General features: G+C 69.1%; 15 protein-coding genes. 8 read left to right on the top strand and 7 right to left on the bottom strand.

Annotated features, from left to right (window positions below):
* Positions 1-296 precede the first annotated feature (296 nt).
* From BLU09_RS11495 to BLU09_RS11485, 3 genes are all read left to right on the top strand, one after another.
* Positions 297-1,400 carry a hypothetical protein gene (locus tag BLU09_RS11495; RefSeq protein WP_090489238.1) on the top strand — a complete coding sequence of 368 codons (1,104 nt, stop codon included), beginning with the start codon at positions 297-299 and terminating at the stop codon, positions 1,398-1,400.
* A gap of 198 nt (positions 1,401-1,598) precedes the next feature.
* Entirely contained in the window at positions 1,599-4,055 is a 2,457-nt protein-coding gene (locus BLU09_RS11490; RefSeq protein ID WP_090489236.1) for a serine/threonine-protein kinase, read from the top strand.
* A 216-nt stretch (positions 4,056-4,271) separates the two neighbouring features.
* Positions 4,272-5,018, top strand: a complete 747-nt coding sequence (locus tag BLU09_RS11485; RefSeq protein ID WP_090489233.1) for a hypothetical protein — start codon at positions 4,272-4,274, stop codon at positions 5,016-5,018.
* 25 nt (positions 5,019-5,043) lie between these two features.
* Here the strand turns inward: BLU09_RS11485 and BLU09_RS11480 are convergent, their stop codons facing one another.
* On the bottom strand, positions 5,044-6,252 hold the full coding sequence (locus BLU09_RS11480) for a hypothetical protein (RefSeq protein WP_090489231.1): 1,209 nt from the start codon (positions 6,250-6,252) through the stop codon (positions 5,044-5,046).
* A 92-nt stretch (positions 6,253-6,344) separates the two neighbouring features.
* Positions 6,345-7,913: a hypothetical protein gene (locus BLU09_RS11475; protein ID WP_186817709.1), complete on the bottom strand. Its 1,569-nt coding sequence runs from the start codon at positions 7,911-7,913 to the stop codon at positions 6,345-6,347.
* 174 nt (positions 7,914-8,087) lie between these two features.
* Between BLU09_RS11475 and BLU09_RS11470 the strand changes: the two genes are divergently transcribed.
* Positions 8,088-8,456 carry a metallothionein gene (locus BLU09_RS11470; protein ID WP_090489227.1) on the top strand — a complete coding sequence of 123 codons (369 nt, stop codon included), beginning with the start codon at positions 8,088-8,090 and terminating at the stop codon, positions 8,454-8,456.
* Here the strand turns inward: BLU09_RS11470 and BLU09_RS11465 are convergent.
* The 3 genes from BLU09_RS11465 to nadA all read right to left on the bottom strand — a co-directional run bounded on the left by BLU09_RS11465 (position 8,449) and on the right by nadA (position 10,932).
* Positions 8,449-9,183, bottom strand: a complete 735-nt coding sequence (locus BLU09_RS11465; protein ID WP_090489225.1) for a class I SAM-dependent methyltransferase — start codon at positions 9,181-9,183, stop codon at positions 8,449-8,451. The two genes, BLU09_RS11470 and BLU09_RS11465, sit on opposite strands and share 8 nt — an antisense overlap.
* 138 nt (positions 9,184-9,321) lie before the next feature.
* Positions 9,322-9,921, bottom strand: coding sequence for a zinc ribbon domain-containing protein (locus tag BLU09_RS11460; protein WP_090489224.1), 600 nt, complete (start codon positions 9,919-9,921; stop codon positions 9,322-9,324).
* Between the two features lie 78 nt (positions 9,922-9,999).
* On the bottom strand, positions 10,000-10,932 hold the full coding sequence (gene nadA / locus BLU09_RS11455) for a quinolinate synthase NadA (protein WP_090489222.1): 933 nt from the start codon (positions 10,930-10,932) through the stop codon (positions 10,000-10,002).
* Positions 10,933-11,286: 354 nt separating this feature from the next.
* Here nadA and BLU09_RS11450 point away from each other — a divergent pair, with 354 nt between their 5' ends.
* The 4 genes from BLU09_RS11450 (at position 11,287) to BLU09_RS11435 (ending at position 18,941) form a co-directional block, all read left to right on the top strand.
* Positions 11,287-13,701 (top strand): hypothetical protein, encoded by a 2,415-nt coding sequence (locus tag BLU09_RS11450; protein ID WP_090489220.1) that lies wholly within the window; start codon positions 11,287-11,289, stop codon positions 13,699-13,701.
* Positions 13,698-14,486 carry a methyltransferase domain-containing protein gene (locus tag BLU09_RS11445; RefSeq protein WP_090489218.1) on the top strand — a complete coding sequence of 263 codons (789 nt, stop codon included), beginning with the start codon at positions 13,698-13,700 and terminating at the stop codon, positions 14,484-14,486. Before BLU09_RS11450 ends, BLU09_RS11445 begins: the two co-directional genes overlap by 4 nt.
* Positions 14,483-17,395, top strand: a complete 2,913-nt coding sequence (locus BLU09_RS11440) for an ATP-binding protein (protein ID WP_090489216.1) — start codon at positions 14,483-14,485, stop codon at positions 17,393-17,395. The genes BLU09_RS11445 and BLU09_RS11440 overlap by 4 nt, the downstream gene beginning before the upstream one ends.
* A 157-nt stretch (positions 17,396-17,552) precedes the next feature.
* Positions 17,553-18,941 (top strand): peptide MFS transporter, encoded by a 1,389-nt coding sequence (locus BLU09_RS11435; RefSeq protein ID WP_090489214.1) that lies wholly within the window; start codon positions 17,553-17,555, stop codon positions 18,939-18,941.
* Between the two features lie 159 nt (positions 18,942-19,100).
* Here BLU09_RS11435 and BLU09_RS11430 read toward each other — a convergent pair whose 3' ends face one another.
* Both BLU09_RS11430 and uvrA read right to left on the bottom strand, forming a co-directional pair.
* Complete coding sequence (locus tag BLU09_RS11430) at positions 19,101-20,555, bottom strand: POT family MFS transporter (RefSeq protein WP_090489212.1); 1,455 nt, start codon at positions 20,553-20,555, stop codon at positions 19,101-19,103.
* A gap of 354 nt (positions 20,556-20,909) precedes the next feature.
* Positions 20,910-23,810: an excinuclease ABC subunit UvrA gene (gene uvrA / locus BLU09_RS11425; protein WP_090489210.1), complete on the bottom strand. Its 2,901-nt coding sequence runs from the start codon at positions 23,808-23,810 to the stop codon at positions 20,910-20,912.
* Positions 23,811-24,152: the final 342 nt, after the last annotated feature.

The following is a 24,152-nucleotide window of genomic DNA, read 5'->3' as shown; positions in this document are numbered from 1 at the left end:
GTGGACTGATGAACCGGCGCAGGACGGCCTCTTCCCAGGTGGCCCACACGACGTCGAGCCTCCTTGCAGGACTGTCGGCAGGGGACATTTTCTTGGAATCCTGAGAGTGTAGCGTCTGAATCCGGACCCAGTGTGGAATCCGGGACTCACGCGCCTGGAGTTCACGCACGTGTCACCCGTGTAGTGGGCGCCTTCCTTGCCGGCCCCCGTAAGGCGCCGGTATAAGGCCCCATCCTCAGGCCGGCAGGCGTCGGCGTTGACGAATCGCGGCGCCGAAATGAATGGAGACTCGAGACATGGAACTGCGCAAAACGCTGGGCGCCGCGGCGCTGATCACTGCAGCGACGATGGCTTCCGTTGCTGGCTGCTCTGGCCGGGATGACGATGGCGACCCGAATCCTCTCCCGGATGCGGGCTGTATCGGTAACTGTGGCACGGATGCGGGCTCCGACGCGGGAACGGACGCCGGTTTGCCTCCGGAGGACGCCGGCCCGCGGGTCTGCCCCGAGCCGGTCGACGGAAAGGGCCCCATCGGACGGCTGCGCGAGAGCGGCACCCGGGGCGAGGCGGTGACGCTGGACGAGGTCGTCGTGACGGCCGTCAGCCAGCTGACGCGCGGCAACCAGGGCGACTACACTGCGCGGTTCTGGGTCGTGGATTCATGCTTCCCGACGGAGGGTATCTTCGTCGACAAGTTCTACACGGACGCGACCAAGAACTACGCGCCGGTCGTGGGCGACGTCCTGCGGATCGAGGGCCTGTTCCGTACGTTCAATGCAACGGCGACGGACAATGCCCCCAATATGCGCGAGGCCTATCGTCCCGTCATCAAGAGCGCGCACCAGATTAATGTGACGGGCGCGACGGGGAGCCTGGTCATCACCAAGAAGGGCTCTGGGGAGCCGCTGCCCGACAACACCGTGCCGGAAGGCTTTGGCAACGCGGAGGGTGGCGTTGCGGTTCCCAATCCTGAGCTCGGCGGTACGCGCGTCCACATCCCGGGCCCGCTGACCATCACGAATGCGTCTCCCGAGGCGATGAAGCAGCGCCCGAACGAGCCGGAGAACGATACCTACCTGGGCTTCGAGGTGACGGGTGGCATCCTCGTGGCCAACTACAAGACCTACAACGTGGAGGGTTGCGACATGCGCGCGGCCGCCGCGGACGGCGGCACGGTGACGTTCGAAAACGGCCTCCGGGGCGTTTGGGACACGTACTCGAACGTGGTGTGCACGGACGGCGGAACCACGACGACCAGCGATGGCGGCACGACCTTCAGGTGCAACGAGTCCGCGGATGGCGTCATCCCGGGCACTACGAATCCGTACACCTACGTCCTGATTCCGACGGACTGCACGGCGGACATGGTGGGAACGGTCACTCCGGCGGAAGCGCCGTAACGGCCCGGTTTCGTATCGCGGGTTCGTAACGAGCCGCCCCTCGCCCACCCGGGGAGGGGCGGCTTCTTTTTGGGCCCGGAAGGCGGGGTGGGTGTCCGGAACCCACCGATGCGGGTCCCTGGCTCCCAGGAGCCGGTGATTGTGGGTAAGCTCCGGAAAAGTCCAGTCCATTCACCTTCAGACAGACGGCCTTTCTTCGTGAGCTCGCCCCAGACGGCCATTCCGTTCGGTAACTACCTGCTGATCAAGCGGCTCGCCGTGGGAGGCATGGCGGAGCTGTTCCTGTCTCAGCGGCCGCCGGACCCCGAACTGGTGGTGCTCAAGCGCATCCTCCCGTACCTCTCGGAGGAGCCCGAGTTCGTCCAGATGTTCCTGGACGAGGCGCGCATCGCCGCGCAGCTCCACCACCCCAACATCGTGCAGGTGCACGAGTTGGGGAAGGAGGGCGACAACATCTTCATCGCCATGGAGTACGTGGAGGGCGTGGACCTGCGGCGCGTCATGGCCGAGGAGTCCAAGTTCGGCGCCACGGTGCCCTATGGCGTGGCCGCGCGCATCTGCGCGCAGGTGGCCGCCGGCCTGGACTACGCGCACCACAGCCGCGGCGTGGATGGGCGCCCGCTGGAGTTGATCCACCGCGACGTCAGCCCTCAGAACGTGATGATCGGCTACGACGGGCGCGTCAAGCTGGTGGACTTCGGCATCGCCAAGGCGGGCGCGTTCATGGAACGCAGCAAGCCGGGCGTCATCAAGGGCAAGTTCCTCTACCTGGCGCCGGAGCAGGTGTCGCAGGAGCGGCTGGACCACCGCGCGGACATCTTCGCGCTGGGCACCATGCTGTACGAAATCACCACCGGCCGGCAGCCCTTCGCCAAGCCGACGACGGAGGGCATCCTCTACGCCATCCGCTACGAGGACCCGTCGCCGCCGCACCTGCTTCGCGACGATTACCCGCCAGCGCTCTCGCGCATCGTCATGCGCTGCCTCACCAAGGACCGCGCCCTGCGCTACCAGCGCGCGTCGGAGGTGCACGACGCGCTGGAGGCCTTCCTCGCCTCCGGTACCCTCCGGCAGAGCCTGGACGTGTCGGAGTACATCGGCCGGCTGCTGGGCGAGGAGGAGGAGCGCACCATCCTCCACATCCCCGAGGCCAAGGGCCCCGGCCGGCGTGAAGCCACCGTGCCACTGCAGGGCGCTCGGCTCTCCCAGGACGCCGAGCCGCCGCGGCGCCCGTCCGTGCTGGAGTCCACCGCCCCCACGCTGTCCTCGACCACGCCCGAGTCCGACCTGGCCTCGGTGCCCAGCGCGCAGCTCACGCCCGGCCTCACCGCTCGGCCCACGCCTCGCCGCGCCTCCAGGGACTCGGTGCCGGTGTCCTTCTCCGGTGACGAGCCGGAGCCCGCCACGCTGATGGCGCGCCCGCGCGACCTGCCTGCCCTCCAGGCGGAGGACGACGACGAGGATTCGGAGATGTCCACCGCCGTCGCCACCTCGCCCGTGGGGTACCGGGCCACGGCGCCGGTGGTGGAGGACCTGGACATCGGCGACGGAGAGTCCACCGTGCCGCAGCGGAGTCGGCCCAGAGACATTCCATCCCGTCCTGCGTCGACACCGCCGGCTCCGGCTCGCCGCTCCTCGCCGCACATGGCGCCTCCTCCCGCGCGCGTGGCGGAGCCGTCCCGCACGCGTCGCCCCGGCCCGTCGTCTCCCTCCCACGTGGCGGCCTCGCGCCGGCCCCCTCCGCCGGAGGAGGACGCGGCTCCTTCCGTGTCCATCACGCCGGTGCCTCCGCGTCGCGCACTCTCGCTGGACCTGGAGCTCTCCCAGTCCGTCTCCCTGACTCCCGCCACGGTGAATCAGCGGCCGCAGCCACCGAGGAGCCCGCCGCCGTCCCGAGGCGGCCGGCACAAGGAGGAGGATGACGAAGACTTCCTCCATGCCGACCTGAGCCAGTCCTCGCTGGAGTACACCGACCCTCGGCCCACGCTCCGGGATGATCCGGACGATGACGAGTCCACCATGGGCTATGGCGGGGACTCGGGCGAGTTCACCGCCGACACGCGGGCCATGCCGCCCGAGCGCAAGCGTCCGGTGGCGCTGGTGGTCGCGTGCGTCGTGGGGCTCCTCGCCCTGGGCATGGGCCTGACGTGGTGGTTCTGGGGCGGCGCGCACGGAGCATCGGCGAGGCAGCCTCAGGACTTGTCGGTCGGCGCGCTGGACCCGCGGGGAACGGCGTCCCCCGTCGTCCTGCCCGCCACGGGACAGGCGCTGCCTGCCTCCACACTCACGAACACGCCCCCCGTGGCGCAAGACGACGGACGCCCGGAAGCGACGGCGCCGACTGAATCGGCGAAGCCTCCGGAGCCGCGAGCAACAGCGTCCCCTGAGGCCAACGCGGACGCGCCGCTCGCGGCCACCGCTGAAGTCTCTCGGGTGAGCGTCCGCTTCGATGCCCCCGCCCGTACGGTGCTGCGGCGCGAGGGGGGCGAGCGCCTCCCCATCAACACCCTGGTTTCGCTGCCCGCGGGCCCCATCCGGGTGAGCTACCAGTGCCCGGGGCGTCGGAAGCCGAAGGGTACAAAGCCCTACCTCATAGAGCCGGCGAGCGAGGGGCCGCTCGTCCTGCAGATTCCATGCAAGAAGCGACGCCAGTGACATCGGGCGTTTGAAGCGTATGCGGCATCCTGCCCCAGCGGCGGACAAGTGGGCCCTGGTGGGCTTGAGTGGCCTTAAGTCGTTGGAATTCCAGGGCTTTCGCCTTCCCGAGCGCGTTTACACATGTCAGACGGGTCCGTAGAATCCGGAACCCTTATGGCGCGCCCGAAGAGTCAGAAAAACGTAATCAGGAAGCGGAGTTACACGGCCGGCCGGGTGGCCCGGCAGGTTCCCCTCGTCCCCGAGCCCAACAGGCTCTTGAAGGTCTGGCGTCGCGTGCTCGAACGCCGGCTGCGCACGCGCCTGCGCGCGAAGGTGGCGTTGGAGATTCACGACAACACGCACACCATGCTGACGTTCCAACGCCAGCGGGCCATGTGGCGGCTTCGGCTGCACCACATGTTCCTGGTCGCTCCGGACGACGTGGTGCAGGCGCTCGCCAGCTTCGTGCGCAAGGGTGACCCGGACGCCAGCGTGCTGCTGGACAAGTTCATCGAGCGCAACCGCGTCTACATTCGGCGCCTGTCTCCGGCGCAGATGCGCAAGCGCATCCGGCTGGAGCCCGTGGGGCAGCACCACGACTTGGAGCGCATCTACGCCCGGCTGAACGAGCGCTACTTCGAAGGCCGCATCGACGCGGCCATCACCTACGGCCCGGCGCCGCGGGTGAAGGGGCCTCGCAAGAGCATCAAGATGGGCTCCTACTCCGCGGACTCGAAGGTCATCCGCATCCACCCGGCGTTGGATCAGCCGGTGGTGCCCCGCTACTTCGTGGAGTGGATTGTCTTCCACGAGATGCTCCACCACGTGTACCGGACGCGGAAGGGCGATGACGGGCGGCGCTGCATCCACCCGCCCGAGCTGATGGAGCACGAGAAGCAGTTCCACGACTACGCCCGCGCCCTCGCGTGGGAGCGAGAGAATCTGGACCTGCTCCTGCGTGCCCGCGTGACGCCGGCCTGAGTGGCCGCGCGTGGGTCCCCTGTGCTCAGGGGATGATGAGCCCGCCGGGGCTGCGCCGCTCCAGCGTGGGGGCAGGCGCGGCCTCCGCGGGGCCGGTGTCCGCGCCGGGCCGAGCACCGGCCCGCGCCCCGGCGGCGGCGACCAGGGCCAGCACCTTCTCGAAGAGCCGCTCGGCGAAGCGGGAGAAGGGCTCCTGGGCCCCATGGAAGAGCCGGCGGGCCTCAGCCCGGGCGATGTCCGCCTCGCGTGGGCGGCTGCTCCGCTCGAAGTAGTCCGCCATCCGCCACAGCCGCAGCGCGTAGCGCTGGCGCACCTCGGGGGTGAAGAAGTCCCGGGCCACGCCGAGCACCGCCGCCTGGAGCTGCTCCTGACGCTGCACGTCGCTCAGCGACAGGGGGCTTTGCACCACTTCGTCCATCTTCTGCACCAGGACCCGCATGTCGGGCTCCGGAGGCAGCCACGAAGCCAGCTCCACGGTGTCGTGGAGGACGTCGGCTTCCTGCGCGCGGCGGAGGTCCTCGGGCTCGGGCGGAGGCAGCTCGGTGGGCGACTGCTGCGGCTGGACACCAAAGTGGCGCAGCACCACGTCCAGTCCTTTGGGGAAGGGTGTGCGGGTGCGCAGGTTGGTGCCGGCGGCCTCGGCCAGCAGGGCCGCGGCTTCCTCGGGCGGCAGCTCCACGATGCCGCCGTGGGCCAGCCCGTCCTTCACCAGCTTCCGCCAGGTGGCGCGATTCCTGTCGCCCAACTGGAGCGCCACCACGCCGCGCTCGTCGGACAGCTGCATCTGCACCACCTCCACGCCCGCGCCGCGCAGCACCCGCGCCAGCACGAGCGCTCGCTCGCCGTCACCGGTGACGGCGCTGGCGAGCGCGTTGAGGGCCTCGGGGGCGGCGGCGGGGGGCGGCTCGGCCGGGGTGGCACGCGCGGGCCCGGCCACGGCGACGCCGCGCGAGCGAAGCTGGTACAGCGCCTTCTTCGCGGCCTTGACCAGGGGCTTCACCGACGAGGACGCCAGGGCCTCCGGCAGGACGGTGTTCCCGTCTGACACAGCAGCCTCGAGCACGGCCAGGGCCAGGGGCTCCGGAAGGGCCTCCACGCGGGCGAGGGCGGCCTGGGAGACGTCGCGCGCCAGGGCGCGGGCGGACTCCACCGCTTCGGCGGGAAAGGAGGGCAGCGGCGCGCCGGAGCGCAAGGCATCCAGCAGGGAGCGAGGGTCCGAAGAGGAGGAACTCATACCGGACCTTCTACTGCACGGCGCCCGCCCCGGGGCATGCCCCGCGCGGGGATTGCGCCCACCAGGCCACAGTGCCGCGAGCGGCGGAGGACTCAGCGCCGGCGCACCAGCGCGCTCTTGCCCGGCTCCGCCACCACGGCCAGCTCGGATGGGAGCCGCGGACCGAACACTCGCGACGGTGACGCACCGCGTACGAGGAAGTGGTCGTACCAGACGCCCTGCCGCTCGTAGTCCATCTGCTGCGGCCGCCACTCGGAGGGGAAGGTGGGGGGCTCCTCGCCGGTGTAGCGCAGCGGGGAGTGCGGCGTGGACGCGAAGGTGAAGTTGGGCACGCCACCGCGCGCCCGGGCCAGCACCGCCGCGCTGTGGATGAAGACGGGCTGTCGCACCACCCGGGAGCTGGGGTCGAACATCAACCCCATGACACGGGGGCGCGGGGCGGTGGCGGCCACCAGCGGCCCCCATTCGGCCTGCGCCTCCCGAGAGAAGGCGCGGTAGCCGCGCGCCATGACGAAGGCCAGCACCAGTGCGCACGCCAGGGCGGCGACGCGCAGGGGCCTGCGCCACGCGGGAATGGCGGCCGGGACGGTGGCCACCAGGAGGGCCGCGGCCAGGTGCGCGTAGCGCGTGTTGAGGTAGTAGACGTAACCGCGGATGTCGAAGGGCAGCAGAAAGTAGAGCGCCAGGGCCAGCAGGCCCAGCCCCATCAGCCGCGAGCGCGCCACCAGGCCCTGGGTGGCGGAGCGCTCCGGCCGCAGCAGTCCCGCGACCCAGCCCGCCACCGCCACCACGCCGACGGCGTACAGGGCCCACCGGTCCGAGCCATCCCGGAAGGTGTTGGCGAGCACCTGGAAGAACTCGACGCGGTTCTGCTCGAAGCCCTTCCACGCCAGGTTCTGTGGAGAGAACGTGGGCCCCCACGCCTTCCAGGGCACCCCGGGCTGGATGTCCGCGGGCTCGCCGAAGCGAAGCACCACCCAGCCGAGGAACAGCGCGACGCCGGGCACCACCCCCAGCAGCGCGGGCACGCGAGGCCGCAGCCGCGCGGCGAGCCCCCGGGCCTGTGCGTCCTCGGGCACGCGCGTGGTGAGCAGCAGCAGGGGCAGCCCGAAGGCGAGGAACCCGAAGGCCTGCACGTGGAAGAGGAGCACCGCCACGAGGCACACCGCCAACCCGATGCCCCACGTCCGGCGGCGAGGCGTGTCTTCCAGCGTCCGCACGAAGAGGCCGCAGCACAGCAGCGTCAGCGGCAGCGCGGCGCAGTAGTTGATGAAGCCCCAGTTGAAGCTGTCGCCGTAGGCGAAGGGCAGCGCCAGCAGGGCGGGCCAGGTGGGCCGGCCCAGGCTGCGCAGCAGGAATCCGAGGCTGAGCGGCAGGCCCACCACGTAGGCGGAGAGGAAGACGCGGTTGGCCATCTCCAGCGGCAGCAGCCAGTTGAGGCCGCTGACCAGGTAGTAGTAGCCCAGGTATGGCGTCAGCGCGTGACGCGCGGCGAACAGCTGCGGGTACAGCGTGGTGGGGTCATCCAGCCGGTGCAGGACGGAGATGAGGTACAGGTGTTGGGGCAGGTCCACCAGGGGCAGGTGGCGCGACACCCACAGGGGGAGCACCCCCAGGACGAGCGCGGCGGCATGGACGAGGCGGGAGTGTCGGGGCGTCACGGACGGCGCGGACTGTACGCGGCGCCTCCCTGCACGGCGAGCCGTCCTTGCAACCCGGCCAGCGCCTGTTTTCCAGGTAGACAAAGGTATGGCTGTCGGCCTTGGCAGTCGGGGAGGGCTGCGGTATAGGCGCCGTTTGAGCAGGGGCGCCTGGAGCGCCCCGAGGAGAGCAACATGACGCGCATCGGAATGTGGGTGGCCGGAGGGCTGATGGCGAGCGGCCTGCTCCTGGCACCGGGCGCGGCGGAGGCCTGCGAGGCCCACCGGCGTCCGGCCCCGGAAGCGAAGGCCGCGGAGGCCACGCCGAAGGCTGCCGAGCCCTCTACCAGCGGCGTGGAGCGCCCGTTGGAGGTGCTGGACTCGCTCATGGCCGCCAAGTGCCAGTGCGGCAGCAAGGCGGACTGCACGTGCAAGAAGGGCTCGTGCGATTGCAGCAAGTGCAAGAAGCCCAAGCGTCAGGTGATGGACGCGCTGCGCGGCCAGCCCGCGAACCTGCAGCTCGACGAGGCGCGCTACGACGCGTCCGCGGGCATCTTCATCTAGGCGTCTGGGCGGAGCCCTTCTCCGCCTTCACGACCAGCAGCGACGGCAGGGACACGCGCTCGAAGCGCACGAAGCCCGCCGCCGCGGCCTCCCGGCGCAATTCGGCCTCCCCGCGTGGATGCAGGCCCACGCCGCGGTGGAGCAGCGCCCGAGGCGCTCCCGGCGAAGCGTAGGTACTGGCCACCCAGCGGCCTCCGGGCCGTAGCACGCGGTGGACCTCCATCATCATCCGGGGCAGGTCCGCGACGAAGGGCAGCGCGTCACTCATCAACACCGCGCCCAGCACACCGTCGTGGAAGGGGAGGTAGGGGGCTTCGGCGCGCAGGAAGTCCACGGCGACGCCGGCCTCGCGCACCTGGGCCACGCCCTCTTCCAGCATGGCGCGGGACACGTCGAGCGCGGCCACGGGCGGCGCGTCCGGCTCATGGGCCAGCCGCCGCGCGAGCAGCCCTGTGCCGCAGCCCACGTCCAACACGGTGCCTTCGGGTTTGCCCAGGAGGCTGCGGTAGAGGACGAACTCGCTGTCGCCATCCAGCGGCTGGCGGGTGAGGGCGCGCTGGAGCACGGGGCGCATGTAGCGCTCATAGGAGCGCGCCACCCAGCGCTGCTCCATGCCACGTTGCAGCGGGCCGGACGCGGCGGGGTCCACCACCAGGTCGGCGACGCCCTCGGCCACCGGGTGGCTGGCGCCGCACGCCTGGCAGCGCAGCGGGCCGAAGAAGAGCACCGGGGCGTCTACCTCCGGCTGGAGGGCGCCACGCCGGCACCGGGGACATCGCAGGAGAGGAACGAGCGCGCGCCGCATGGGGCCGGCAAGGCTACCGTCCCCCGTGCGGCGCGAGAACCCGTTTTCCGCCGGACGCCGTCAGGCCGAGGGCTGCGTGCGTGGCACGCGCTTGTCCTCGGCCACCAGCACCGGCCAGCCGCGGGCCATGGCCTCGCGGAAGAAGGCGGCCAGCTCCTTGCGGCTGTGATTCACCGCGCCCAGGAACGGGTCGATGAGGGACTCCTCACCCAGGCTGCGCGTGGCCGCCAGCTCCACCGGCGTGCCGCAGCGCTCGCAGCGGATGGACACCTGGCGCACCAGGGCCACCGGCACCGCGTACCGGGCGCCACAATCTCCGCACTTCCACACCAGGGCGCGCTCACCCGCCTCGCGGCGCGCCAGGTTCTCGAGCTCGTCCGCCAGCCGCAGCAGCGCCGGGAGGTCCTGGGGAGGATGCGCGAAGACGGCGGACGGGCCGAAGCCCGTCTCGGGCGCGCCCAGCGACGGGGGGCGGTCCCCCTGTAGCAGGGTGCGCAGCCTGTCCTTGGCTCGCATGTCTCGGAATTCAGCGCCGGTGAGCGCGCGCTCCACCGCCTCATGGACCGGAGGCAGCTCCGGCTCGAGGCGCTCATCGTCCGGCAACGTCTGGGGGAAGTTCACCAGTCGGTGCGCGGGGACTGCGAGGAATCGGAAGGCCACGGTGGCTCCATCGCATTGTGCTTCGCGGGGTGCAAGACGCGAGTTGGCAAATGTCCGCTGCTGCCGTTCATCCGCAGACTACTGAGACCAGTCCAGCATGCGTTGCAGCGGCGCGCGAGCACCCTCGCGCAGGTCTTCGGGCATGGTCAGTTCGGGCGTGCGCTCCTTCATGCACCGCCAGAGTTTCTCCAGCGTGTTCAGCCGCATGTACGGGCACTCATTGCACGCGCAGCCGTTGTCCGGCGGCGCGGGAATGAACGTCTTGTTCGGCGCGGCCCGCTTCATCTGGTGGATGATGCCCGCCTCCGTCACCACGATGAACTGCTGCTTCGGACTACGCACCGCGTAATCCAGAATCGCCTTGGTGGAGCCGATGAAGTCCGCGTGACGCAGCACCGCCTGCTCACACTCGGGGTGGGCCACCACTTCCGCCTCCGGGTACTCCACCTTCAGCTGCACCAGTTTCTTCTCGCTGAAGATTTCGTGGACGATGCAGCTGCCCGGCCACAGCACCATGTCGCGGCCCGTCTGTTTCATCACGTAGCGGCCCAGGTGCTGGTCCGGCGCGAAGAGAATCTGCCGGTCCTTCGGCACCTGGTTCACGATTTTCACCGCGTTGGACGACGTGCAGATGACGTCGCTCATGGCCTTCACCGCGGCGGAGCTGTTGACGTAGCTCACCACGAAGGCGTTCGGGTGTTTGTCCTTGAACGCCTTGAAGGCTCCCGGCGGGCACCGGTCCGACAGCGAACAGCCGGCCTTGAGGTCCGGCAGCAGCACCTGCCGGGACGGATTGAGAATCTTCGCCGTCTCCGCCATGAAATGGACACCACAGAAGACGATGACGTCTGCCTTCGTGTTCGCCGCGGCTTGCGCCAGCGCGAGGCTGTCGCCCACGAAGTCCGCGAGGTCCTGGACTTCGCTCTCCTGGTAATAGTGCGCCAGGATGACTGCGTTCATGGAACGCTTGAACTCCTGGATTTCCTTCGCGTAGTCGACTTCGGCGCGCATGGCACCTCCCGAGTCCCACCTTTAACCGGGACTTGAAGTGCCGGCCAGGGTGCGGTTTGCCCCACTTCGCTGATGCCCGGGTGGCCGCGAATCAAGCGGGCGGCCCTTTTCCAACATCCGCCCTGTCCTCATGCTGGGGCACTCCCTTCCCCATGAGGTCCGGTAAGATGGCGAGCCGGGCCGGACGCCGCGCATGCGGTTCGGCCATTGCATCTGGGAACTTCGAACCACGGGGGGAATGTGAGGGGTCGCCGTCGGAAGGTCCGGCGGGGCGGTGGAGGCTGGCGGTCACATTCCGACCCGTGAAGTGGTTCATCCGGGAGCAGGCGGCTCTGACCCGGTGGAGGAGGACATATGACCGTGACGACGCGCGCAGTGCTGGTCGTGCATCCGGAGGCGGAGCGTCGTGGACGGCTCCGCGCCTTGCTGGATGGCTACGAAGTGCTCGAGGCCTCCAACCGGCAGGAGGCGGTCGAATTCCTCACGAAAACCGCTCCCGCGCTGGTGTTGACGCATCCGGACATCTTTCCCCGGTTGTTGAAGGACCTGGAGCGCTACACCCCGCGCTCCATCCGCGCGGTGCTCTGCCCCAGGGACAATGCGCAGGCCCACCACAGCCTGGTGGACGTGGCCGCCGCGGGGCACATGTTCTTCACGCTGGAGGATGACCCCAGCCCGGCGCTGCGCCGCGCCGTCCAGGAATTGCTGGAGCTGCGCGAATCCGAACGCCGCGAGCCGCACGGCGTCCTGGAGGCCTGCTTCACGGCGGATGGCACGACGTTCCGCGCGCGGCTTCTCGACGTGGCCACGGGAGGACTGGGCCTGCGCCTGGAGTCCAGCGTGCGCATCGAGCGGCTCACGCCGGGCACGGAGCTGGAAGGGCTCCAGGTGCTGCGCGGCGACACGCTGGTGCTGCGCGCCGGCCATGCCACGGTGCGCATGGTGCGCCCGCTGCGCGCGCACGAAGGTCAGGGCTTCCACCTGGGCGTGTCGCTGGAGCGCCCCGTGGAGCACGCGCGCTCCTCCGCCGCGCCGCTGCTCAACGACTCGGTGCGCATCCGCGGCCTGCTGCGCCGCGCCGTGCGCGCGGGGGTGGGCTTCGGGCTGCGCACGCACGAAGGCAACCGGTTGGTGGACTTCTCCCGCGCGGAGGTGCTGCCGGAGGAGTCCCGCCTGGTGCTGCGCGAGCAGTCGCAGCCGGGCACGCTCTTCCATCCAGGAGACGTGGTGCGGCTGTGTCTGGACTTCGGCGGCGTGTGCCATGTGGGCACCACGGCGGTGCTGAACTCGGAGCCGAACCAGGTGGAGGTGGCCCTGCCGCGCACGCTGAGCCTGCACCACCGCCGCAACAGCCTGCGCTTCCGCTCCTCCGCAGAGCGGCCCTTCGCGGTGTCCTTCAATTCGCCGCTGACGGGGGAGGCCATCGTCCGCCCGCTGTTGGACCTGCACACCGGCGGCTTCGCCTTTCCCTTCGACGCGGGCCGGGAGGCCTTCCCGCCGGGGCTGGTGCTGGACGACGTGATGCTGCAGTTGCCAGATGGCACGCGCTCGCGCTGCCGCGCCCAGGTGCAGGACACCGGGCAGCTCACGGTGACGGAGGAGGGCGCCAGCATGAGCCGCCCGCGCCGCTGCGGCCTGCGCATCCTGGAGCTGGCGCCGGAGGCCCGCGCCGCCATCCTGGACGCCTTCATCAAGGCGCGGTGTCCCGACGCGCGGGATGCGTCCGAGCTGCCCTTCTCCGACGTGTGGGACCTGTTCCGCTCCGCCGACGTCCGCTTTCCCGACTACCCCTTTCACGAGGCGGCGACGCCCGAGCCGCTGGTGGACGCGCACCAGCGGCTGGGCAACGGCATCCACGGCCTGTCCAAGGCCATCGTCTATCAGCGCGAGGGCCGGCTCTACGGCCACATCTCCGGGCTGCGCATCTACTCGCGCACCTGGCTGTCGCAGCACCTGGTGGTGCGGCCGGGCTACCACCGGCACGAATCCATCTCCCAGGAACTGGTGGCGCTCGCGGCCGACTACGCGGAGAGCCTGGACGACGTGGAGTACCTGCGCGCGCTGTGGCGTTGCCGCAACCGGTGGACGTCGCGAATCTACGGCGCCATCGCCAGCCGGTTGGAGCGCCCGGGCCTGAGCTGCCTGCATGCCTTCACGCCGTGCCGGCTCCCCGTGGACGCCGCGTTGCCGCCGCCTCGGAGCGATTTGCGCGTGCGCCCCGCGGAGACGTCCGATTTGCGCTGGCTGGAGCAGCACCTGCGGGAGACGCAGGACGTGGTGCGGCTGCGCAGCTCGGACCTGGTGGAGGGCGAGATGACCATGGGGACGCTGGGCGGGCGCTACTCGGACGCGCGGCTGCGGCGCTCGCGCAGCATCGCCATGGTCGAGGGCAAGGACGGGCCCCAGGGGTTCGTCCTCATGGAGGACTCGTCGCCCGGTCTCTTCTGGGCGGAGTGGTACAACGCCTTCTCGCTGGTCATCGTGGAGCCGGATGCACGGGAAGCGGATGCCGTGCGCCAGGCGCTGGTGACACACGCGGTGGCGAACTCGGCCCGGCGCGGCCGCTCCACCGCGGAGTGCCTGGCCTCGGACGCGGACCTGCCCGCCCTGGAGGCACTGGGTTTCCACAACCTGGGCAAGGTGATGGAGTTCACGGCCCACCGCCGGCTCGTGCGTGACTGGAATGCCTACCTGCTCGCCGTCTTCGAGCGGCTGGCGGCCCATGGCCGGGGTGGGAGCCGGGTGGATGACAAGGACATCGCGGCATGACCTACCTGATGGAGTCGGCCCAGGAGGTGCACCGCCTGCAAGCGCAGGCGAGCGCCACCTCCTACGCGGAGCGGCTGAGGCTCACCGGCCTGAGGCCCGGGGACGCCGCACTCGATGTGGGCTGCGGTCCCGGCGTCATCACCTCGGAGATGCTGGACGTGGTGGGGCCGCACGGCCGCGTGGTGGGTATCGAGCCGCAGGCCGCACACCTGGCGGCGGCCCGGGGACTGCTGGCGGGCAGGCCCAACGTGGAGCTGCGTCAGGGCGCGCTGCCGGAGACACATCTGCCCGCCGACCACTTCGACTACGTCTGGTGCCAGTACGTCTTCGAGTACCTGGGAGAGCCGGGCCCCGCGCTGGCGGAGCTGGTGCGCGTGGTCCGCCCCGGTGGGCGCGTGGTGGTGGCGGACATCGACGGGGTGGGGCTGTGGAACTGGCCCTTTCCGGAGGACCTCCAGGAGGAGAGCCAGAAGCTGCTCGCCGCCCTGCGCGCGGCGCGCTTCGACCTGCACGCGGGCCGCAAGCTGTTCCACCTGTTTCGCAAGGCCGGGTTGGTGGACGTGCGCGTGCACATCTCCCCGTTCTACGTGGCGGCGGGCGCGGTGGACGCGCGGCTCCGCGAGGACTGGGTCATCCGCTTCCGGACGCTGCGCCCGCTCGCCGAGCCCTTCTTCGGAGGCGCCGGCCCCTATGACGCTTTCTGTGAACGCTTCCTCGCACTCCTGGACGACGCCGACACCCTCAAATATGCGATGGTGTTGACGACCGAAGGAGTGAAGCGTTGACCGTCCCCGCGGAACTGGCCTCCGCACCGTCAGCCCCCGACACACCCGAGCTGAGTGTCCGGATGCTGCGCAGCGTGATGTTGTACTACGAGCGGACCTACGGCCGGGACCGACTGGTGCGGGTGTGGCAGCGTGAGGCGCTGCCGCTGACGTTGGCGTACGTGGAGACGCTCACCAACTTCGTCTCCGTGGGGTTCACCGAGCGGCTCTTCGACGTGCTCGACAAGGACTCCGGTGATCCGGACTTCATGACGAAGGCGGGGCGCAGCATCGCCAGTCCGGAGGCGGTGGGCTTCCTCTATTACATGATGAAGGCGCTGGCCACGCCGCGCAGCGTCTACGAGCGCGCGCTGGAGCTGGACCACACGTACAACCGGGTGGGCGGCTTCCACATCGACACGCTCACCGACTCGCGGGTGCAGGTGCGCTACGTCAGCCGCATCCGCGAAAGAGATCGCAACTTCTGCCGCGCGCGCCAGGGCAACCTGTCCGCGTTCCCCGCCATCTGGAACCTGCCCCTGGCGGAGGTGAAGGAGCTGCGCTGCCAGGTGGATGGGGCGGACTGCTGCGAGTACGACATCCGCTGGCAGAGCCTGCCGCCCCTGGCGTGGCGCTACATCGTGGGCGGCATGGCGGGCATGGTGGCCGGCCTGGTGTCGGGCACGTTGAACCTGGCGCCCCCCATCTTCGCGGTCACCTCCCTGGGCATGGTGGGCGTGGCGGCGGGGGCGTGGCTGGACACGCGGGCGGCCCTGCTGCGCAAGGACGAGAAGCTGTCGGAGCAGCACCAGGGCCTGCAGACGTCCCTGGAGGACCTGCAGCGGCGCAACGAGGAGATCTTCGCCGCCAACAAGGCGCTCGAGGACCGCGTGGCCGAGCGGACGCAGGAGCTGTCCGAGGCCAATACGAAGCTGGAGGCGTCGCTCACGCGGCAGCAGGAGCTGGACCGCCTCAAGAGCGAGTTCTTCGACAACGTCAGCCACGAGCTGCGCACGCCGCTCACGCTCATCCTGCTGACGCTGGAGGCGCTGGCGAAGCAGGCGGAGTCGTTGCCATCGGAGGTGCCTCCGCTGGTGACGAACATGGAGCGCAGCGCGCAGCGCCTGCTGCGGCTCATCAACAACCTGCTGGACCTGGCGCAGCTGGAGTCGGGCAAGGCGCGGCTGCGCTACCAGCCGCTGGAGCTGTTCGGCTTCCTGAGCACGGTGGTGCCGCCGTTCCACACCATGGCGGAGCGGCAGGGCGTGACGCTGCGGCTGGAGGGCGCCACGGTGACGCCCGTCCACGTGGACCACGAGCGCATCGACATCGTCTTCCAGAACCTGCTCGGCAACGCGCTGAAGTTCACCCAGAAGGGTGGGGTGACGGTGCGCGTGCGCGAGGACGACTTGGAGGTGCACGTCGAGGTGGAGGACACCGGCCAGGGCATCGCCCCGCAGGACATTCCCGTCATCTTCGACCGCTTCTCCCAGGCGGATAACAGCGGCACCCGGCGCTTTGGTGGCTCGGGCATCGGCCTGGCGCTGGTGAAGGAGACGCTGGAGCTGCACGCCGGCGGCATCTCCGTGACGAGCGAGCTGGGGCAGGGCTCCGTCTTCCACGTGCGGCTGCCCAAGGGCACCGCGCACATCCGCGAGGACTTGCGCGAGCGCCGTCAGGCGGTCATGCCCGTGCGGCGCGAGCGCCGCATCTCCGGGGCCTTCCCCTCACTGGAGCCGACGGGGCCGGATGTCCTGGGCGCGTCGCCTCCGCCGGCCAGGGACCACGCGGGGCCGGGGCCCGAGTCGCCCCGCATCATGGTGGTGGAGGACGACCCGGAGATTCGGAGCTTCCTCGCCCGGCTGCTGGCCCAGCACTACCGGGTGATGGAGGCCATCAACGGCGACGACGGGCGCCAGCGCGCGCTGCGCGAGCGGCCGGACCTCATCCTGTCGGACGTGATGATGCCCGTCATGTCCGGCCTGCAGATGCTGACCGCCCTGCGCAATGATCCGCAGACGGTGGACATCCCCGTCATCCTCCTCACCGCGCGCCAGGAGGTGACGGCCAAGGTGGAGGGCCTGGGCACCGGGGCCAATGACTACCTGGGCAAGCCCTTCAGCCCGAACGAGCTGCTGGCGCGCATCGAAACCCAGCTGCGCCTGCGCGAGGCGGCGGTGCGCGCCGCGGAGAACGAGCGGCTGGCGGCCATCGGTCTGCTCACGTCCGGCTTCGCCCACGAGGTGCGCAACCCGCTCAACGGGCTGATGAACGCGCTGTTGCCGCTCAAGGACATGCTGACGAGCGGCACCTCCGACGTGGAGCTGAGCAAGGCCATGCTGGAGGTGGTGGAGGAGTGTGGCCAGCGCATCCGCCACCTGGCCGAATCCCTGCTCTCCTTCACGCGGACCAGCGAGTCCCCGGTGGTGCTGTCCCTGGACTCGTCGCTGGACTCCACCCTGAGCGTGCTGGCGTGGAAGGTGCCGTCGGGCGTCAAGGTGGAGCGCGCGTACCACTGCAGTGAGCCCATCCGGGGCAACCCAGGCGCCCTGAACCAGGTGTGGCTCAACCTCCTGGACAACGCCCTGCGCGCGGTGGGCGACAAGGGCCGCGTGCGCATCTCCACGGCCAACACGGCGGAGGAGGCCATCGTCACCATCGATGATGACGGGGTGGGCATCCGCCCGGAGGACATGGAGCGGCTCTTCCAGCCCTTCTTCTCCACCCGCGCGGCGGGCGAGGGGACGGGGTTGGGGTTGGCGCTCAGCCGCCGCATCATCATCCAGCACGGTGGGAACATCGCCCTGAGCAGTGCTCCGGGGGAGGGCACGCAGGTGGAGGTCCGCCTGCCGCTGCGCCCCGTGGCGCCCCGGGTCACGGGAGGCCTGCCCGACCTCGCGTCCGAGCCGCGCGTCGGCCGCCTGGGCTGACGCAGGACGCAAAGGCCCCGCCCGAGCCCACGGCGGCCGGACGGCGGAGAAGGGGAATTCCCTACCCGCTCAGGTGTCCTCCTGGGCATGGCCCGCGTGTCTGCTACAGTCACGCCACATTTCGTCGCACCTCTCCTTTTTCAAGGAAACGACCTGCATGCAAGGCACCGTAGCCGCGGGTGATGCCCGCAAGGGGCACCCGCGAGGGCTCTACCTCCTGTTCTTCACTGAGATGTGGGAGCGCATGTCGTATTACGGCATGCGTGGCCTGCTCGTGCTCTTCCTCACGAGCAAGGTCAACGGAGGCTTTGGCTGGTCCACCGCGGACGCACTCAGCCTCTACGGCACCTATACGGGCCTGGTGTACCTGACGCCCATCGCCGGCGGCTTCATCGCGGACCGCTACATGGGGCAGCGCCGGGCGGTGGTACTTGGTGGCGTGTTGATGATGATAGGCCACCTCATCCTGGCCTTGCCCAGCGTGACGATGTTCTACGCGGGCCTGGGCTTCCTCATCATCGGCAACGGCTTCTTCAAGCCGAACATCTCCACCATGGTGGGCGGGCTGTACGCGCCCGGTGACGGCCGCCGCGACAGCGCCTTCACCATCTTCTACATGGGCATCAACCTGGGCGCGGTGCTCGGCAACTTCATCTGCGGCACGCTGGGTGAGCGCGTGGGCTGGCACTGGGGCTTCGGCGCCGCCGGCGTGGGCATGCTCCTGGGCCTGATCGCCTTCGTGTCGATGCAGAATAAGCTGCTGGGGAATGTGGGCCTGGTGCCGGAGCGGATGGTGGCCGCCGCCGAGGCGAAGCCGGGCACCCCGGAGAAGTCGGGCTTCACCCGCGATGAGTTCGACCGCATCCTCGTCATCTTCATCATGGCGATTTTCGTCGTCGCCTTCTGGACGGGGTTCGAGCAGGCCGGCGGTTTGATGAACCTCTACACGAACGCGAAGGTGGACCGCGGCATCCTGGGTTGGGAAGTGCCGACGACCTGGTTCCAGAACTTCAACTCCATCTTCATCGTCACGTTGGCGCCGATTTTCGCCGGCCTGTGGAGCTGGCTGGCCGCGCGCGGCAAGGACCCGAGCATCCCGGTGAAGATGAGCCTGGGCCTGCTGTTCCTCTCCGCCGGCTTCCTCTTCATGCTGGGCGCCTCCAGCGAGAGCGCCTCGACGGGCAAGGCGGCGGCGTGGTGGGTGGTGATGGCCTACCTGCTGCACACCATGGGTGAGCTGTGCCTGTCGCCCGTGGGCCTGTCCATGGTGACCAAGGTGGCGCCGGCGCGCATCGTCTCCGCGATGATGGGCGTGTGGTTCCTCGCGAACGCGGCGGCCAACAAGCTGGCCGGTGTCTTCGGTGGCTACTCGGAGAAGCTGGGCGAGTTCAGCGTGTTCCTCTACATCTCCGTGGGAACGGGCATCGCCGGCGTGCTGCTGCTCGTCGTGTCGCCCATCCTCAAGCGGATGATGCACGGCACGGACGAGGTGAGGCCCTCCGCGCCCCCCTCCGCGCAGCAGGGCGGCTCGGTGGCGGCGGCCTGAGCGGTCGCGGACGCCCCCCCTGATTGAAGTCCAGACGCCGGCGTCCCGATGGGGGGCGCCGGCGTTTCTGTTCGCGGGCTTCTGGCGCCACGCCTGAAACACAAACGCCGGCACACCCCACGGGTGCACCGGCGTTCACCGCGCGGGCTGACCGCCTGGCTACGCGGACTTCGCCGAGCCGGGCGTCACCCCCGCGGCGTTGCGCTCCTCGGTGGGGATGGGCGCGGACGTCTGGTAGTAGTCGCGCACCACGTAGCGGCGGGCCACCAGGGCCATTCCCACTGCGGCCACCAGGGCGAAGCCGGCGTAGAAGAAGAACTGCCCGGAGCCCGTGAAGACGTTGAGCTTCGCGGTGATGGCCACCGCCGCGTTGGCCAGCGTGTTCGTCACCAGCCACACGCTCTGGATGGTGCCCTTCATTTCACGCGGGGCCTGCGTGTACGCGAACTCCAGGCCCGTGGTGGACATCAGGATTTCGCCCAGCGTCAGCACGATGTACGGCAGAATCTGCCACGCGATGTTCAGCGTCGTGCCGCCTTCCATGGTGACCTGGAAGATGCCGGCGATGATGAACGACAGCGCGCCCACCACCAGCCCCAGGGGCATGCGCCGCAGCGGCGTCAGCTCCCAGCCGAAGCGCTGGAAGGCCGGGTAGACGACGGCCGTCAGGAAGGGGATGAGAATCATCACCAGCAGCGGGTTGATGAACTGCATCTGGCTGGCCTGGAAGGTGAACGGCCCCACCTGCGGGTCCATGGACCGGGCCTGCACCACCCACGTGGACGCCTTCTGGTCGAAGAGCATCCAGAAGAAGGGCACGAAGGGGAGCAGCAGCGCGCTCACCCGGAACACCGCCTTCACGCCGTCCACGGCCTCCTCGGGGTGCTCCCGCTTCGCGCCGTCCAGCCAGCCGCCGCCCTGGCCGCGGTTGCGCAGCGCGCTGGCCACCACCTTGAAGAAGCTGTGCGGGTTGGCGCCCGTGGCCGGCACCCGGACGTACTTGTGACGGCCCGCCCAGAAGATGAACGTCGCGATGAACATCAGCACCCCGGGGATGCCGAAGGCCACCGACGGCCCGAAGTGCTTGAGCAGCAGCGGGATGAACAACGACGCGAAGAACGAGCCGAAGTTGATGGTCCAGTAGAAGATGGCGAAGACCTTCTTCACCAGGTGGCTGTTGGACTCGTTGAACTGGTCCCCCACCATGGCCGCCACGCAGGGCTTGATGCCGCCACTGCCAATGGCGATGAGCGCCAGGCCCGTGAAGAACCCCGTGACGTTGTGCTCGAAGATGGCGAGGCACGCGTGGCCCAGGCAGTACACCAGGCTCAGCCCCAGGATGATGCGGTACTTCCCGAAGAACCGGTCCGCTAGGTAGCCGCCGATGAGCGGGAAGAAGTACACGCCCGCCATGAACGTGTGCATCAGGCTCTTCGCTTCAGCCTCCCGCAGCGCGTTGTCCGGTATCTGCGTGCGCAGCAGGTAGTCGATGAGGAACACCGTGAGGATGTTCCGCATCCCGTAGAAGCTGAAGCGCTCACACGCCTCGTTGCCGATGATGAAGGGGATTTGCGGCGGGAACTTGTTGCTCTGCGCGGCGGGTGCCTGGGCCATGCGACGGGGTGCTCCCTCGTGACGAAAGGTGGGGGCTCCTAGATTCCGAGAAGTCGCACCCTACCCAACGGGCCGCCGGGACTCCACCGAACGAAGGGGCCCCGCCGCGCCGCCCGGCGCTTTCCTGGCCGCACCCACGCCGGAAATCTCCCGCACGACTGCCTGCGTCATTCCGATGGGCGTGTGTGTTTGTTGATACAACTCAAGTCGCCTGGCTGAGTTTGACAGGCATTGGAATATCCCTATCATTTCCCATGATGTCTTTCCTCCAAGGTGGTGCGAGGGGATGGGGGTGAATGAAGGCACCCCCGTCCCCCCGCTCCATTTTTCCAGGAGGCATTGCGCGGTGCGTCGTCAGCCCCGCGCGCCCTTCTTCACGGGCACTGGGTCGTCCACACGCACGCCCACGCGGGCCCTGCGGGCCTTGGTCAGCACGTGGCCCAGGTAGCGGCCGGTGTGGCTGCCTTCGACCTCGGCGACCTGCTCGGGCGTGCCAGCGGCCAGAATCCTGCCGCCGCCCGCGCCGCCCTCGGGGCCCAGGTCGATGATCCAATCCGCGCTCTTGATGACGTCCAGGTTGTGCTCGATGACGAGCACGCTGTTGCCCGCCTCCACCAGCCGGTTGAGCACGGACAGCAGCTTGCGGATGTCCTCGAAGTGCAGGCCGGTGGTGGGCTCGTCGAGGATGTAGAGGGTGCGGCCGGTGGCCACGCGCGCCAGCTCGCGGGCCAGCTTGATGCGCTGGGCCTCGCCGCCGGACAGGGTGGGGGAGGGCTGCCCCAGGCGGATGTAGCCCAGGCCGACGTCATGGAGCGTCTGCAGCACCCGCATGATGTCGCGGTGCGCGCCGAAGTGCTCCATCGCCTCGCGCACGCTCATGTCGAGTACCTCGGCGATGTTCTTCCCCTTGTAGCGCACGCGCAGGGTGGCCTCGTTGAAGCGCTTGCCGGCGCAGACCTCGCAGGGCACGTAGACGTCCGCCAGGAAGTGCATCTCCACCAGCTTCACGCCGTCGCCTTCGCACGCCTCGCAGCGGCCGCCCTTGATGTTGAAGCTGAAGCGGCCCGGCCCGTAGCCGAACGCGCGCGCCTCGGGCGTCATCGCGAACACCTCGCGGATGTTGTCGAAGAGCTTGGTGTACGTGGCCGGGTTGCTGCGCGGCGTGCGGCCGATGGGGCGCTGGTCGATGTCGATGACCTTGTCCAGGTGCTCCATGCCCAGCACGGCCTTGTGCTTGCCCGGGGATTCACGGCTCTCGTAGAGGTGCCGCGCCAGGGCCGGGAAGAGAATCTCGTTGATGAGCGTGGACTTGCCCGCGCCGGACACGCCGGTGATCGCGCTGAAGACGCCCAGCGGAATCTCCGCGTCCACGTTCTTCAGGTTGTTCTCCTGCGCCCCCTGGATGACCAGCTTGCGCTTCGGGTCCGGCTTGCGGCGCTCCTGGGGAATCTCGATTTCCTGCCGCCCGGAGAGGTACGCACCGGTGGAGCTGGCCTCGTTCGCCATGACCTGCTCCGGCGTGCCCTGGGCCACCACCTGGCCGCCCAGCTCGCCCGCGCCAGGACCGAAGTCCACCAGCCAGTCCGCCTCCTCCATCGTCTCCTCGTCGTGCTCCACGACGATGACGGAGTTGCCCAAATCTCGCAGGCGCTTGAGCGTCAGCAGCAGCTTGCCGTTGTCGCGCTGGTGCAGGCCGATGGAGGGCTCATCCAGGATGTAGATGACGCCCGTCAGCTCACTGCCCATCTGGGACGCCAGCCGGATGCGCTGGCTCTCACCGCCCGACAGCGTGGAGGCGGTCCGGTCCAGCATCAGGTAGCCCAGGCCCACGTCCACCAGGAAGGACAGGCGGCTGCGAATCTCCTTCAGCAGCTCGGTGGCGATCTTCCGCTCGTGCGCCGACAGGGCCATGTCGCCCAGGAAGCCCAGCGAGTCGGAGATGGTCAGCCGGCTCAGCTCGACGATGCTGCGCCCGTGCACCTTCACCGCGCGGCTCTCCGGCTTCAGGCGCTCGCCCTTGCAGGACGGGCAGGGCTTGTCGCTGAAGTACTTCTGGAGCTCGGTGCGGCGCGCCTCGGAGGTGGTCGTCTTGAAGTTGCGCATCATGCGCTCGACCAGCCCCTCCCATTCCATCTTGTACTTGCCGCCCTCGCCCCACGAGACGGTGAAGGACTTGCCACTGGCGCCGTACATCAGCGTGTCCTTCTCGCGCTTGGACAGCTTGGCGTAGGGCACGTCCAGATCAATCTTGAAGGCCTTCGACAGGCTCTCCACGAAGTCGGCCGTCCAGCCCTCGCCGCGGTTCATGCTGCCGGCCCACGGTTCGATGGCGCCATCGCGGATGCTGCGTGACGTGTCCGGGACGATGAGGTCCGGGTCCATCTCCGGCTTGGTGCCCAGGCCGTTGCAGTCCGTGCACATGCCCAGGGGGTTGTTGAAGGAGAAGGACGCGGGCGTCAAATCACCGAAGGACAGGCCGCACTTGGCGCAGGCATTGAGCTCGGACATCACCCGGTCGGAGGCGAGCGTGCCCTTCTCGTCGGTGATGATGAGCGTGCCCTTGCCCTCGCGCAGCGCCGTCTCCACGGAGTCGGTGAGGCGCGTCTTCACGTCCGGCTTGAGCACCACGCGGTCGATGACGAGCGCGATGTCGTGCTTGGACTTCTTGTCCAGCTCGATGCGCTCCTCCAGGCTCTTGAGCGCGCCGTCGATGCGGGCACGGGAGAAGCCGCGCTTCTGGGCCTCGGCGAGCAGGTCCTTGTGCTCGCCCTTGCGGTTCGTCACCAGCGGCGCCAGCACCTGGAGCTTGGTGCCCGCGGGGGCCTTGAGGATTTCATCGACAATCTGCTGCGCGCTCTGCTTGCCCACCTTCACGCCACAGTTGGGGCAATGCTGCACCCCGATGGAGGCATAAAGCACCCGCAGGTAGTCGTGCACTTCCGTGACGGTGCCCACCGTGGAGCGGGGGTTGTTGCTGGCCGCCTTCTGCTCGATGGAGATGGTGGGCGACAGGCCGCGAATGGTGTCGTACTTCGGCTTCTCCATCTGCCCCAGGAACTGCCGGGCATAGGCGGAGAGGCTCTCCACGTAGCGGCGCTGGCCTTCCGCGTAGAGGGTGTCGAAGGCGAGCGAGCTCTTGCCCGAACCCGACACGCCCGTGAAGACGACGAGCTTTTTCTTGGGAATGTCCAAGGAGACGTTCTTGAGGTTGTGCTCCTTGGCGCCTCTGAGGGAAATGACGTCGGGCTCGGACATGGGCGGGCGATCTACCACTGAATATGCGTTCCGGTAGGGGGAAACATGTCGGAACCGCTCTGGATGCAGGGGAACGTCCTGGGTTGCGCTCCGCATCCCACATCTGGCGACCCCCCAGGCGGGGAGGCGTCCCTGAAATCCCCTGGCGCCTCCTGCTCCACCCAGAGTGGGTGAAGTCGAGACGCCTGGCTGCCTGCCCCGCCCGGACGGAGGATTCGTCTGTGTGGCACCTGGAGTTCCTGAAGGAATTTCAGGAGTGTCCTGTGAAAGGACACCCGCATTTCCCGGGTGGGCTCTGGCGTTTCCCTGCGAGGCCAGAGGGGTGCCGCATGGGAGCGCCCC

The sequence above is a fragment of the Myxococcus virescens genome (assembly GCF_900101905.1).
In the GTDB taxonomy this organism is placed as follows: domain Bacteria; phylum Myxococcota; class Myxococcia; order Myxococcales; family Myxococcaceae; genus Myxococcus; species Myxococcus virescens.
The sequence above is the reverse complement of the archived record's forward strand: the minus strand, read 5'-3'. Positions and strand labels throughout refer to the sequence as shown.

What these genes read in the sequence shown, in the direction of transcription:
- uvrA (WP_090489210.1), bottom strand. Translation starts at nt 23,810, where the DNA reads ATGTCCGAGCCCGACGTCATTTCCCTCAGAGGCGCCAAGGAGCACAAC.
- BLU09_RS11480 (WP_090489231.1), bottom strand. Translation starts at nt 6,252, where the DNA reads ATGAGTTCCTCCTCTTCGGACCCTCGCTCCCTGCTGGATGCCTTGCGC.
- BLU09_RS11435 (WP_090489214.1), top strand. Translation starts at nt 17,553, where the DNA reads ATGCAAGGCACCGTAGCCGCGGGTGATGCCCGCAAGGGGCACCCGCGA.
- BLU09_RS11450 (WP_090489220.1), top strand. Translation starts at nt 11,287, where the DNA reads ATGACCGTGACGACGCGCGCAGTGCTGGTCGTGCATCCGGAGGCGGAG.
- BLU09_RS11445 (WP_090489218.1), top strand. Translation starts at nt 13,698, where the DNA reads ATGACCTACCTGATGGAGTCGGCCCAGGAGGTGCACCGCCTGCAAGCG.
- BLU09_RS11470 (WP_090489227.1), top strand. Translation starts at nt 8,088, where the DNA reads ATGACGCGCATCGGAATGTGGGTGGCCGGAGGGCTGATGGCGAGCGGC.
- BLU09_RS11430 (WP_090489212.1), bottom strand. Translation starts at nt 20,555, where the DNA reads ATGGCCCAGGCACCCGCCGCGCAGAGCAACAAGTTCCCGCCGCAAATC.
- BLU09_RS11495 (WP_090489238.1), top strand. Translation starts at nt 297, where the DNA reads ATGGAACTGCGCAAAACGCTGGGCGCCGCGGCGCTGATCACTGCAGCG.
- nadA (WP_090489222.1), bottom strand. Translation starts at nt 10,932, where the DNA reads ATGCGCGCCGAAGTCGACTACGCGAAGGAAATCCAGGAGTTCAAGCGT.